Origin of the sequence: Pseudomonas sp. N-137 (assembly GCF_034555295.1) — a bacterium.
Taxonomy (GTDB): Bacteria; Pseudomonadota; Gammaproteobacteria; order Pseudomonadales; family Pseudomonadaceae; genus Aquipseudomonas; species Aquipseudomonas rhizophila.
In genome coordinates this window covers 1-13,198 of the sequence record NZ_JAXUDQ010000016.1, presented here as the reverse complement: position 1 = coordinate 13,198, position 13,198 = coordinate 1, and the positions used below count along the sequence as shown (strand labels likewise).

10 protein-coding genes and 1 pseudogene are annotated in these 13,198 nt (G+C 60.6%); 6 read left to right on the top strand and 5 right to left on the bottom strand.

Annotation, left to right across the window (positions count from 1 at the left end):
• Positions 1 to 208: 208 nt before the first annotated feature.
• Positions 209 to 1,873 carry an energy-dependent translational throttle protein EttA gene (gene ettA / locus T3A99_RS14480; RefSeq protein ID WP_047230152.1) on the bottom strand — a complete coding sequence of 555 codons (1,665 nt, stop codon included), beginning with the start codon at positions 1,871 to 1,873 and terminating at the stop codon, positions 209 to 211.
• Positions 1,874 to 2,143: 270 nt separating this feature from the next.
• On the opposite strand from ettA, the gene T3A99_RS14475 reads away from it, so the two are divergent.
• From T3A99_RS14475 to T3A99_RS14465, 3 genes are all read left to right on the top strand, one after another.
• Complete coding sequence (locus T3A99_RS14475) at positions 2,144 to 5,992, top strand: EAL domain-containing protein (protein WP_047230151.1); 3,849 nt, start codon at positions 2,144 to 2,146, stop codon at positions 5,990 to 5,992.
• Between the two features lie 239 nt (positions 5,993 to 6,231).
• Positions 6,232 to 7,485 (top strand): serine hydroxymethyltransferase, encoded by a 1,254-nt coding sequence (gene glyA / locus T3A99_RS14470; protein ID WP_047230150.1) that lies wholly within the window; start codon positions 6,232 to 6,234, stop codon positions 7,483 to 7,485.
• A 200-nt stretch (positions 7,486 to 7,685) separates the two neighbouring features.
• Positions 7,686 to 8,216, top strand: coding sequence for a hypothetical protein (locus tag T3A99_RS14465; protein ID WP_076386400.1), 531 nt, complete (start codon positions 7,686 to 7,688; stop codon positions 8,214 to 8,216).
• On the opposite strand, the gene T3A99_RS14460 is transcribed toward T3A99_RS14465, so the two are convergent.
• Entirely contained in the window at positions 8,197 to 8,358 is a 162-nt protein-coding gene (locus T3A99_RS14460) for a hypothetical protein (RefSeq protein ID WP_155417202.1), read from the bottom strand. The two genes, T3A99_RS14465 and T3A99_RS14460, sit on opposite strands and share 20 nt — an antisense overlap.
• Positions 8,359 to 8,508: 150 nt before the next feature.
• Here T3A99_RS14460 and T3A99_RS14455 point away from each other — a divergent pair, with 150 nt between their 5' ends.
• The 3 genes from T3A99_RS14455 to T3A99_RS14445 are packed head-to-tail and all read left to right on the top strand — an operon-like array spanning position 8,509 to position 11,328.
• Entirely contained in the window at positions 8,509 to 9,822 is a 1,314-nt protein-coding gene (locus tag T3A99_RS14455) for a C4-dicarboxylate transporter DctA (protein WP_076386402.1), read from the top strand.
• Positions 9,823 to 9,881: 59 nt separating this feature from the next.
• Complete coding sequence (locus T3A99_RS14450; RefSeq protein ID WP_047230147.1) at positions 9,882 to 10,586, top strand: FadR/GntR family transcriptional regulator; 705 nt, start codon at positions 9,882 to 9,884, stop codon at positions 10,584 to 10,586.
• Between the two features lie 22 nt (positions 10,587 to 10,608).
• Positions 10,609 to 11,328 carry a GntR family transcriptional regulator gene (locus T3A99_RS14445; RefSeq protein WP_155417201.1) on the top strand — a complete coding sequence of 240 codons (720 nt, stop codon included), beginning with the start codon at positions 10,609 to 10,611 and terminating at the stop codon, positions 11,326 to 11,328.
• Here the strand turns inward: T3A99_RS14445 and yjiA are convergent.
• From yjiA to T3A99_RS14430, 3 genes and pseudogenes are all read right to left on the bottom strand, one after another.
• Complete coding sequence (gene yjiA / locus T3A99_RS14440) at positions 11,320 to 12,288, bottom strand: GTPase (RefSeq protein ID WP_047230146.1); 969 nt, start codon at positions 12,286 to 12,288, stop codon at positions 11,320 to 11,322. The two genes, T3A99_RS14445 and yjiA, sit on opposite strands and share 9 nt — an antisense overlap.
• A gap of 310 nt (positions 12,289 to 12,598) precedes the next feature.
• Positions 12,599 to 12,796 (bottom strand): YbdD/YjiX family protein, encoded by a 198-nt coding sequence (locus T3A99_RS14435; protein ID WP_047230563.1) that lies wholly within the window; start codon positions 12,794 to 12,796, stop codon positions 12,599 to 12,601.
• Positions 12,797 to 12,812: 16 nt separating this feature from the next.
• A pseudogene (locus tag T3A99_RS14430) lies at positions 12,813 to 13,198 on the bottom strand (carbon starvation protein A); the annotation flags it as partial.

The following is a 13,198-nucleotide window of genomic DNA, read 5'->3' as shown; positions in this document are numbered from 1 at the left end:
GTGGGAGCGAGCCCCACCGTGCAGCTTGTGACTGACCCAAAACCACTGTGGGAGCGAGCCCCACCGTGCAGCTTGTGACTGACCCAAAACCACTGTGGGAGCGAGCCTGCTCGCGATGGCGGCGGGTCAGGCAACTTACGCTGGCTGATCCACCGCTATCGCGAGCAGGCTCGCGCCCACAGGGTTTGTCGCTCGGTCGCCGGCCGAATCAGGCCAGCTTCTTGTGCCTTACGCGGTGTGGCTGGGCAGCGGCTTCGCCCAGGCGTTTCTTGCGATCGGCCTCATACTCGGTGTAGTTGCCTTCGAAGAACACCGCTTGCGAGTCGTCTTCGTACGCCAGGATGTGGGTCGCCACACGGTCGAGGAACCACCGGTCGTGGGAGATCACAATCGCTGCGCCCGGGAAGTCCAGCAGGGCTTCTTCCAGGGAACGCAGGGTTTCGACGTCGAGGTCGTTGGACGGTTCGTCGAGCAGCAGGACGTTGCCGCCCTCCTTCAAGGTCAACGCCAGGTGCAAGCGACCGCGTTCACCACCGGACAGGTCCTTGACGAACTTCTGCTGGTCGCCGCCCTTGAAGTTGAAGCGCCCCACGTAGGTGCGCGACGGAATTTCATAGTTGCCGATGCGGATCTGGTCGGAACCGTCGGAGATCTGCTGGAACACGGTCTTGCTGCCGTCCAGGTCTTCGCGGCTCTGGTCGACACAGGCCAGCTGCACGGTTTCGCCGATTTCGATGGTGCCCGAATCCGGTGTTTCCTTGCCCATCAGCATGCGGAACAGCGTGGATTTACCCGCACCGTTACCACCGATCACACCGACAATGGCGCCTTTGGGCATGGCGAACGACAGGTTGTCGATCAGCACGCGGTCGCCATAGCCCTTGGTGACGTTCTTGAATTCGATGACCTTGTCGCCCAGGCGCGGACCGGCCGGGATGTAGATCTCGTTGGTTTCACTGCGCTTCTGGAATTCCTGGGACTGCATTTCCTCGAAGCGTTGCAGACGTGCCTTGGATTTGGACTGGCGGGCCTTGGCGCCTTTGCGCACCCACTCCAGTTCTTCCTTCATGGCTTTTTCATGGGCCGACTGCTGCTTGGATTCCTGGGCCAGACGATCGGACTTGGCTTCAAGCCAGCCCGAGTAGTTGCCTTCGTAAGGAATACCCGCGCCGCGGTCCAGTTCCAGGATCCAGCCGGCGACGTTGTCCAGGAAGTAACGGTCGTGCGTGATCGCGACCACGGTGCCCGGGAAATCGTGCAGGAAGTGTTCGAGCCAGGCGACGGAATCGGCGTCCAGGTGGTTGGTCGGCTCGTCGAGCAACAGCATGTCCGGCGCCGACAGCAGCAGGCGGCACAGAGCCACACGACGCTTTTCACCACCAGAGAGGTGTTCAACCTTGGCATCCCAGGCCGGCAGGCGCAGCGCATCGGCGGCGACTTCCAGCTGGCGATCCAGGTTATGGCCATCGCTGGCCTGCAAGATCGCTTCGAGCTTGGCCTGTTCGGCGGCCAGCTTGTCGAAGTCGGCATCCGGTTCGGCGTAGGCCGCGTAGACCTCGTCCAGGCGCGCCTGGGCATCCTTGATCACGCTGACCGCCTCCTCGACCACTTCCCGTACGGTCTTGGTCGGATCCAGCTGAGGCTCTTGAGGCAGGTAACCGATGTTCAAGTCGGGCATCGGACGGGCTTCACCGTCGAACTCGTTGTCGACACCGGCCATGATTTTCAGCAGCGTGGACTTACCCGAACCGTTGAGGCCCAGTACGCCGATCTTGGCCCCGGGGAAGAACGACAGTGAAATGTTTTTCAGGATTTCCCGCTTCGGCGGAACAACTTTGCTCAGCCGATGCATGGTGAAGACGTATTGAGCCATGGTGAACCTAGCGTCAGTGACAGGTGAAAAGAACGGGCCAGGCCATGCGCGGCGCCGGCACTTGACGGTTATCAATGCCGGCGGGCAGATAAAGCCTGGGGATCGGAGCTTGCGCGCTCTTGTTTGACCGGCAAAGCTACCTCAACCATCGGTCAAGGTCCAGCCACCAGGGGCTGGCACTTTGCCACAAGTCAAGGCATGCTAGCCGCCCTTTGGGCGTCCGGCTTATAGTGCACGTCGCGCCAGTCCAGCAAACTGCAGGATTACAGCTTGTCCAACGTCACGCCGACCCTGTCCCCACGCGCACCGACTGCTGCGAGCGGCTCGCCCCTGCGCGGGACATTGAAGGGCGCGCTGGCCACACTGGTGCTCTTGCTGCTTGGATTGCTCTTCTGGCAGTTGCTTGATCAATTGCGCGAAACCCAGCAGCAACAGCGCCAGTACACCATCGATTACACCGCCGACCTGGCCGCGCAAGTCAGCCTGAACATGGCCTTGAATGCGCAGATCGCCCTCAACCTGCTACCGATCGTCGAACAACCGCAGAGCGCCGACGAACAGCAGGCCCTGCTGCGCAAACTCCAGCAATCGTTGCCCGAGCTACGCAGCCTGGCGTTGCTGAGCCCTTCCGGCCGGGTGCTCAGCGACAGTGATCCTGCCAGCCACGATGCCGATTACCTGGCAGAGCTGGTACGGCGCAGTCGGGCCCAGGCGCACTATTTCAGCAATGCCGATGACGGCTCCGTGGTGCATCTGTTGTTGCACCAGGCCAGCGGCAGCAGCCGCAGCTATTGGGCGCTGCGCCTGACCCCAACCTTCTTCTCGACCCTGACCAAGCAGGCCGATACAGGCATGCGCCCACTGTGGCTGGTGGAAAACCGCCTCAACCAGCAAATCATCAGCCGGGACGAAAGCCTGCCCTCGGCCAGCCCTACCCGGCTGTCCCCGGATGATCTGAGCAACACCGTGCTGACCGTGCCCCTGAGCAGCAGCGACTGGCAGTTGCGTGGACTGTTCGACCGGCGCCAGGTGCTGGAGCAATTGCTGCCGGCCTTCATCGGCAAATGCCTGCTAGGCCTGGCGTTTTCAATGCTGCCGGTGATCGCGCTCTTGAGCATGCGCCGTCGCCAGCGTCAGTTGCACGAGGGCCGCCGACGCTACCAGGATATTTTCGAAGGCACCGGCGTCGCGCTCTGCGTGCTTGACCTGTCGAGCCTCAAGGCATTTTTTGAAAGGACCGGCCTGCGCAACGGCGACCAGTTGCGCGCCTGGTTGGCCATCCCTCACCAGCTTGAACAACTGCAGCAGGAAGTTCACGTCACCGAGGTCAATCAGATGGCGTTGAAGCTGCTCAACGTCAATTCCTGCGAGCGGGCCTGGCAACTGCTGGTCGGCAATGCTGCCCAGGACAACAACCCGGTGGGTTCGAAGCTGCTCGAAGCGCTGCTCGACCAGCACAAGCAGTTGGAGCTGGAAATCAAGCTGCAGGACGCCCATGGTCGTGATCAGCACCTATGGCTGGTGCTGCGCCTGCCGGAAAAACAGCAGGACTACAACGCCGTCATCCTGAGCATCAGCGACATTACCAGCCGCAAGCTGATCGAACTGTCGCTGCTCGAACGCGAAGGCTTCTGGTCCGACGTGGTGCGCACCGTACCGGACCATCTCTATGTGCAAGACGTGATCAGCCAGCGGATGATCTTCAGCAACCATCACCTGGGACAGACCCTGGGGTACGACCGCACCGAACTGCACCAGATGGGCGAATACTTCTGGGAAATCCTGTTGCACAGCGAAGACGCCGACCACTACCACAACTTGCGCCAGGCACAACGTCAGGCCGGGTATGCGCAACTGCTGCAATGCCAGCTGCGCTTTCGCCATCGCAATGGCAAGTGGCGGCGCTTCGACATTCGCGAACAAGCCCTGGCCCGGGACCGGCACGATCAGGTGACACGCATCATCGGCGTAGCCAAGGACATCACCGAACAGATCGAAGCCAGCGAATCGCTGCGCGACAGCGAACAACGCTACCGGATGCTCGCCGAAAGCATCAGCGACGTGATTTTCTCCACCAACAGCAAGCTTTCGCTCAACTACGTCAGCCCCTCGGTGCAAGCAGTGCTGGGCTACAGCGCTGACTGGATATTCCAGAACGGCTGGCAATCGACCATCGCCAACCCGCAACAACTGACCGGCATCTACACCTTGATGGATCGAGTCAGCAAAGCCCTCGACAAGCCTGAGCAACTGGCCGAATTGCGTAACCAGATGCAGACCCAGCTGTTTCTGTTCGACTGCCTGCGCGCCGACGGGCGCAAGATCCCCATCGAGCTGCGGCTGGTGCTGGTGTGGGATGAGCACGGCGCGTTCGAAGGCGTGCTGGGCGTGGGCCGCGATATCAGCCAGCAACGACGCGCCGAAAAAGACCTGCGCATGGCCGCCACGGTATTCGAGCATTCGACCTCTGCGATCCTGATCACCGACCCGGCCGGTTACATTGTCCAGGCCAACGAAGCCTTCAGCCGCGTCAGCGGGTATGCGGTGTCGCAGGTGCTGGACCAGTTGCCCAACATGCTGACCGTGGACGAGCAGCAGGAAGCCCACCTGCGCTACGTGCTCAAGCAGTTGCAGCAACACAGCACGTGGGAAGGCGAGGTCTGGCTCAAGCGCCGCAATGGCGAGCACTATCCGGCCTGGGTCGGCATCACAGCGGTGCTGGACGATGAAGGCGACCTGGCCAGCTACGTGTGCTTCTTCAGCGACATCAGCGAACGCAAGGCCAGCGAACAGCGCATCCATCGCCTGGCCTACTACGACGCGTTGACCCACCTGCCCAACCGCACGCTGTTTCAGGATCGCCTGCACACCGCGCTGCAATCGGCCGAGCGCCAGAAAAACTGGGTCGTGCTGATGTTCCTCGACCTGGACCGCTTCAAGCCGATCAACGACTCTCTGGGCCACGCCGCTGGCGACCGGATGCTCAAGGAAATGGCCACGCGGCTGCTCGGCTGCGTGGCCGACGACGACACCGTGGCGCGCATGGGCGGCGACGAATTCACCCTGCTGCTGCAACCGCGTTCCAGCCGCGAAATGGCGCTCAACCGGGCGATCAACGTGGCCGAGCAGATCCTCGCCAGCCTGGTCCGACCGTTCGTACTGGAAGGTAGGGAGTTCTTCGTCACCGCCAGCATCGGTATCGCCCTGAGCCCTCAGGACGGCAACGAGCTGAGTCAGCTGATGAAGAACGCCGACACGGCCATGTATCACGCCAAGGAGCGCGGCAAGAACAACTTCCAGTTCTACCAGGCCGACATGAACGCCAGCGCCCTGGAACGACTGGAGCTGGAAAGCGACCTGCGCCACGCCCTGGAGCAGAACGAGTTCGTGCTGTATTACCAGCCACAGTTCAGCGGCGACGGCAAACGCCTGACCGGCGCCGAGGCCTTGCTGCGCTGGCGCCATCCACGACGCGGGCTGGTGCCGCCAGGGGACTTCATCCCGGTCCTCGAAGAGCTCGGGTTGGTGGTGGACGTCGGTGACTGGGTGATCAGCGAAGCCTCTCGGCAGCTCAAGACCTGGCACCAGGCCAAGGTCCGGGTGCCGAAAGTCTCGGTCAACATTTCGGCCCGGCAGTTCTCCGATGGCCAGCTCGGCACGCGCATCGCCAACATCCTGCGTAGCACCGGCCTGCCGCCGGCCTGTCTGGAACTGGAACTGACCGAAAGCATCCTGATGCGTGAAGTCAGCGAGGCGATGCAGATCCTGGCCGGGCTGAAAAACCTGGGCCTGAGCATCGCCGTGGATGACTTCGGCACCGGTTATTCGTCCCTCAACTACCTCAAGCAATTCCCCATCGACGTGTTGAAAATCGACCGCACCTTTGTCGATGGCCTGCCATCCGGCGAACAGGACGCCCAGATCGCCCGGGCGATCATCGCCATGGCCCACAGCCTCAACCTGGCGGTGATTGCCGAAGGGGTCGAAACCCACGAGCAACTGGACTTTCTGCGCGAGCACGGCTGCGATGAAGTCCAGGGCTACCTGTTCGGCCGGCCGATGCCGGCCAACCGGTTTGAGGCGCAGTTCAGCAATGATGCGCTGTTCATGCTCGACTGAAAGCTTGTGCTGGCTGGGCGGGCCTCTTCGCGAGCAGGCTCGCTCCCACAATTGCTTTTGGCTGTCCTTGGAATAGACATACACCACAGCCCCCCTGTGGGAGCGAGCCTGCTCGCGATGAGGCCAGTACAGGCAGCGTGAATCCCATTCGTCCGCGACATGACGTCCTTTCATATGCCTTCCAAAACCGGTTGGGTTAGAATGCCCCCCTTTTCTGCCCCCGATCCTTGAGGACCGCCATGTTCAGCCGTGATTTGACTATTGCCAAGTACGACGCCGATCTCTTTGCCGCCATGGAGCAAGAAGCTCAGCGCCAGGAAGAGCACATTGAGCTGATCGCTTCGGAAAACTACACCAGCCCCGCGGTGATGGAAGCTCAAGGCTCGGTACTGACCAACAAGTACGCCGAAGGCTATCCAGGCAAGCGCTACTACGGTGGTTGCGAGTTCGTCGACGTGGTCGAGCAACTGGCCATCGACCGCGCCAAGGAACTGTTCGGTGCCGACTATGCCAACGTCCAGCCTCACGCCGGTTCCCAGGCCAACGCCGCTGTCTACCTGGCGCTGCTGTCGGCCGGTGACACCATTCTGGGCATGAGCCTGGCCCACGGCGGTCACCTGACCCACGGCGCCAGCGTTTCGTCCTCGGGCAAGCTGTACAACGCCATCCAGTACGGCATCGACGGCAATGGCCTGATCGACTACGACGAAGTCGAGCGCCTGGCACTCGAGCACAAGCCGAAAATGATCGTGGCCGGTTTCTCCGCCTACTCGCAGATCCTCGACTTCCCACGTTTCCGCGAAATCGCCGACAAGGTCGGTGCCTACCTGTTCGTGGACATGGCGCACGTTGCGGGCCTGGTTGCCGCTGGCGTCTACCCCAACCCCGTGCCATTCGCCGACGTCGTCACCACCACCACCCACAAGACCCTGCGCGGTCCACGTGGTGGCCTGATCCTGGCTCGTGCCAACGCCGACATCGAGAAAAAGCTCAACTCCGCCGTATTCCCCGGCGCCCAGGGTGGCCCGCTGGAACACGTGATCGCCGCCAAGGCGATCTGCTTCAAGGAAGCGCTGCAGCCTGAGTTCAAGGCTTACCAGCAACAAGTGGTGAAAAACGCCAAGGCCATGGCCGGCGTATTCATCGAGCGTGGCTTCGACGTAGTGTCCGGCGGGACCGAGAACCACCTGTTCCTGCTGTCGCTGATCAAGCAGGACATCTCCGGCAAAGACGCCGACGCAGCGCTGGGCAAGGCGTTCATCACCGTGAACAAGAACTCGGTGCCCAATGACCCACGCTCCCCGTTCGTCACCTCCGGCCTGCGCTTTGGCACCCCGGCCGTGACCACTCGTGGTTTCAAAGAAGCCGAGTGCAAGGAGCTGGCTGGCTGGATCTGCGACATCCTGGCGGACCTGAACAACGAAGCGGTGATCGACGCCGTTCGCGAGAAGGTAAAGGCGATCTGCAAAAAGCTGCCGGTATACGGCGCTTAATCAGCCCGTTACACCTCAGTAAGAAAGGCCTCCATTGAAAGATGGGGGCCTTTTTCATGGGCGCAAACAATTACCCCAAATAACTAACCCCCACGCTTATCTAATGTCTTGCAATACACACACCACCACCGACAGCTAATAAATCAATAATATCGCTCCATAACTGCACACTTCATAAACCCAACGAGGAGTCGAATCACATGGACCGTGATCAATCTTTTAACGCCACACTTCGAATGTTTGACAACCACGTCAACCTGCTTGAAATACTTCATGGCAAACCCGCGATGGCCACCGTGAGTTTATTCAGCGGCGGCTTCTTTACCGGCCGCCCGCAAACCCACGACCACTCCAGCCTCCTCGGCATGCGCCCCAAAAATCAGGGTCAATCCAGCAACCCATTGAAATTGCATTTGCGACACACCCCGAACGGCTACAACCTGGTCATTAAAAACACGGGGGAACATGAAAACAAACTTGTCGGTAAACGCTGGCTTGAGGTTCTCGGCGCACAGGACTCCGGCACGGATGATCCGATGTTCTTTACCCTCGTTGATCATCAGAACAACGCCATCACCCGGCAGAATATTTCCACGCCGCATTTACCTGTCTCGTTCATGACAAAAAACAAAAAATATATCGGCGGATTGAAAGTTCGAGGCTCGCCTTATATTTATCTCGCCGAGACAGAAGAAAAATCGAAAGTAACATTCATCCTGAGTGTTCTTTAAAGAACATGTCGATATCTTTGTGGCGAGTGGGCTGATCCCTCGCCACAGGGAGCTGTGGCGCACTGCTTGCCACCCACATTTTTTTCACTGCAACAAACGGCTCAAGCACAAGGGTTCCGGCCAAACTGGTAAGACCGGTCATGCCAAATCTCTACAGATCAGCTTGCACAGCAGCGAAAACAGGGCCTAGACTGCGCCTGCACTGGACAAACCGGTAAGACCACAATAATGAAGTCCTGACGCCAACAGCTCTATTGACGGCGAAAAGGACACCGAACCAGGAATCCCTCCCATGCTCAAATGGTGCTCGCGTTCGATCTTCCTTCAAGTTGTCCTCGGATTGGTGCTCGGCATCGTCTGTGGACTGACCCTTCCCGAATACTCCGCACAGCTCAAACCCCTCGGCGACGGCTTTATCAAGCTGATCAAGATGCTCATCGGCCTGATCGTGTTCTGCGTGGTAGTCAGCGGCATCTCGGGTGCCGGAGACCTCAAGAAGGTCGGGCGCATTGGCCTCAAGTCGGTCATCTACTTCGAAGTATTGACCACCATCGCCTTGGTCATCGGTCTGGTGCTTGCCTTCAGCACCGGTATCGGCAGTGGTGCGAACATCCACCTGGAACAACTCTCCAGCGCGGACATGGGGGATATCGCCCAGCGTGGCGAGCACCTGGTCACCACCACCCAGTTCCTCATGAACCTGATCCCAACCTCGGTGCTCGGGGCCTTCGCTGAAAACAACATTCTGCAAGTGCTGTTGTTCTCCGTGCTGTTTGGCAGCGCCCTGAACCTGGTGGGCGATGCAGCGTCCGGCATCTCGCGGTTGATCAACGAACTCAGCCACGTGATCTTCCGCATCATGGGCATGATCGTGCGTCTGGCCCCCATTGGGGTCTTCGGGGCCATCGCCTTCACTACCAGCAAATATGGCCTGGACTCGCTGCAACACCTGGGCAGCCTGGTGGGCCTGTTCTACCTGACCTGCATCGCCTTCGTTGCGCTGATCCTCGGCTTGGTGATGCGTGTCTCGGGCCTGCCGATGTTGCCGTTTCTCAAATACCTGCGTGAAGAGCTGCTTATCGTGCTCGGTACGGCCTCTTCCGACGCCGTGCTGCCACAGATCATGCGCAAACTTGAGCACCTGGGGATCGGCAGTTCCACCGTCGGCCTGGTGATTCCGACCGGCTACTCGTTCAACCTGGACGGTTTTTCGATCTATCTGACCCTGGCGATTGTGTTCATTGCCAACGCCACCGGCACACCTCTGGCCATGAGTGATTTGCTGACCATCCTGTTGGTGTCACTGATCACCTCCAAGGGCGCCCACGGGATTCCCGGCTCGGCGCTGGTGATCCTGGCTGCCACGTTGACGGCCGTCCCGGCGATCCCGGTGGTTGGCCTGGTGCTGGTACTGGCGGTGGATTGGTTCATGGGCATCGGCCGGGCCCTGACCAACCTGATTGGCAACTGCGTGGCCACCGTGGCGATTGCCCGCTGGGAAAAAGACATCGATGTCCCTCGGGCGCGCAAGGTACTGTCCGGCCAACACGGTTATACCTTCCAATCCAGGAAACCGGTGGGCACTGCCCATCAGCAGCAATTCTGAAAGACTGCGGTGCCGGCCCGCGAACCGGTACCGCCTGATTGATTTTCGAGGAGTCACCAGTGATCAGTTCATCAACCGTCGTCAATTCCGTAGTGGAGAAACTACGTGCCGCCCTCGCTCGGGGCCAATGGCGCTCGGGCGACATGCTGCCCGGCCAGCGCGAGCTGGCCGAGCAATTGGGCATCAGCCGACCAAGCCTGCGCGAAGCGGTGATTGTCCTGGAAACCCTGGGGCTGGTGCGTTCGATGCCCGGCAAGGGCGTCGTGGTGCTGGAGGCCAACTTCACCGACACCGCCAATGAAGGCAGCGCCATGGCCGGCGCCAGCCTGGAGGACGTGCTGCAACTGCGCTACACCCTGGAGCCTTTCATCGTCGGCCTTGTGGCGCAATCCATCAGCAGCAAGGAGGTCGGCCAGTTGCGCCTGACCCTCATGGACATGCGCGAAGCGTTGGAGGCCAACGACAGCGACGCTTGCGCCAACGCCTACATTGCCTTCCATGAAGAGCTGTTTGCCTTGACGTCCAACCCGATTTTTCAAAACGTGGTCCAGCAGACCAGCAACGCGCTCAAGCAAAGCGCCGATGTGTTGCGCAACTCACCCCAGCATCTGGCCGAACGCCTGGAGGAAAACGAAGCCGTGGTGCGCGCCATCCGCGCCAAGAACAGCGCCCAGGCCAGCACCGAAATGCGCCGGCATATCCTCAGGGAAGGCCAGCGCATGGGCATCGAACTGAACATTCCGGACGACAACCTCGGCACTTGAGCCACACCCTGCGGAGACCGCCATGAACAACCTCATGCCCCACCCGGATCAGCCTGAGCGCAACGTGCTCGCGTCCCTGTCGCTGCCCGGTCGGGTCGGCAAACCGTCGGTGGACGATATCTACCCGCGGATCTTCGACGCCATCCTCGAACAACGCATTGCTCCGGCCAGCCGTTTCACCGAGGAAAGCCTGGGGGATGTGTTCGGTGTCAGTCGCAGCATCATTCGCCGTGTCCTGGCGCGCCTGTCCCACCAGCAAGTGGTGATCCTGCGGCCCAACCATCGGCCCCAGGTGGCGGCACCGGACCTGGAACAGACCCGGCAAATCCTGCATGCCCGGCGCCTGGCCGAACAGACCCTGGTGCGCCTGGCCTGCAAGGCGCCGCAGCCCAAGGACCTGCAGCGCCTACGCGATCTGATAGAGCGCGAGCGCCAGTGCCTGGATCGCGGCGAACGCGGCCCGGCGATTCGCCTGTCCGGCGAGTTTCACCTGCAATTGGCGACCATGGCCGGGAATGCGCCGTTGGCGCAGTTTCTCGGCAGCCTCGTGCCATTAACCTCGCTGGCCCTGGCGCGGCATGAGCTCAAGTCCCGCAGACATTGCGCCTGGCAGGAGCATTTGGCGATCGTAGACGCGATAGAACGTGGCAACGCTGATCAAGCGTTGCAACTGATGAGCGAGCACCTGGACCATCTTGAGCAAAAGCTGCTGATGGCCGCAGGCACCGGGACGTCAAAGTAGCGCGGCTTCGAAGCCTGCGCGGATCTTCTCTTCGGGCAACTCGTCGGCGATGAACACAATGACGCTCTCCCGTGCTTCGCCTGGCGCCCATTCGGTGTCCCAGTCAAAACCGTACAGTTTGAGTACGCCCTGGAACACCAGTCGTCGGGATTCGCCAGCGATGCTCAGTACCCCCTTGTAGCGCAGCAACTGCTTGCCGTGCTCCTCCAGCAACTGGTTCATGAACTCGCTGAGTTTGTCGATATCCAGCGGTTTGTCGGTGCGAAGCACGAGGCTGCTGATGCGATCCCCGGTGCTTGCCTTGCCCACCGGTCGCAGGCTGAACCCCGCCCCCAGGTCTGCGTTGAGATTGAAGCCGCGGATGTCGAGCAGTTCGGCCAGATCGATCTTGCCGTGCTCCACCACCCTGATCGGCGCCCGTCGGTTGATCCGCGTCAGTCGTTCGCCAAGGGCTTGGACATGGGCTGCGTCCACCAGATCGGTCTTGCTCAGCAGCAGACGGTCGGCAAACCCGACCTGGGCCTGGGCAATGGCCTGGGTCAGGTGGATCTCGGCGTGAGCGGCGTCCACCAGGGTCAGGATACCGTCGAGGATGTAGCGCTCGCGCAGGTCCTCATCGATAAAAAATGTCTGGGCCACAGGGGCCGGATCGGCCAGGCCGGTGCATTCGATCACCAGGCGATCAAAGGCAATTTCGCCGCTGTCCAGCCGTTCGAGTAGCAGGTACAGGGCTTTGGTCAGGTCAGTGTGAATGGTGCAGCACACGCAGCCATTGGCCAGGGTCATGACTTGCACCGGCTCATCGCCCAACAGCTGGGTATCGATGCCGGCATCGCTGAATTCATTCTCGATCACGGCGATTTTCAGGCCGTGCTCGGCCTTGAGCAAATGACGCAAAAGCGTGGTCTTGCCGGCGCCGAGGAAGCCGCTGAGGATGGTGACCGGGATGGGAGAGGACAACGTGATTCTCCTGTTGCGAAATTAAAAGAAGAGCACAGAACCCATGTGGAGGCGAGGCAAACTGTTGCGATGCCTTGGCGAGCAGGCTCGCTCCCACAAGGGGATCGGTGGTGTATGCAAATGTTGAGATCCCCCCAAAACAACTGTGGGAGCGGTGGCATATGCAAATCCCGAGGCCATCCTAAAACAACTGTGGGAGCGAGCCTGCTCGCGATGGCGGTGGGTCAGTCAACATCATCGTAACTGACCCGACGCCATCGCGAGCAGGCTCGCTCCCACAGGGTTACCTCATCAACCTGAAATCAGTTGATCAACAGCACTTGGGTCCCGCCTTGCCACCGTATCGGGCTTCCTGGCGTTCGCGGAAGAACGCCTCGTAGTCCATCAACGGTTTGTCCGGGTGTTTGCTTTGCATGTGCTCGACGTAGTTGTCGTAGTCGGGCATGCCGACCATCAGGCGGGCGGCCTGACCGAGGTATTTACCGAGGCGACTCAAGTCATTGAACATCGTTGCAATCCTCGATTCAGGCGTCCGGCACGGCCTGGAAGGGCGCTTCTTTATCCGTGCGTTCCTTGTGACCCCAGGCAGCGATGCCGACCTTGAGCGCGTAGAACAGGATGCTGAAGACCACCAGCAGGAACAACACCGTCAGCGTTGCGTTGGTGTAAGCGTTGTACACCACGTGCTGCATCTGCTCGATGCTCTTGGCCGGGGCCAGGATCTGGCCGGCGGCCAGGGCATCGTTGTATTTGCGGGCCAGGGCCAGGAAGCCGATCGCCGGGTTGGCGTCGAACAGCTTGATCAGGCCCGCCGTGGTGGTGCAGATCAGCAACCAGACCGCCGGCAGCATGGTCACCCAGACGTAGCGCTGGCGCTTCATCTTGATCAGTACCACGGTGCCGAGCATCA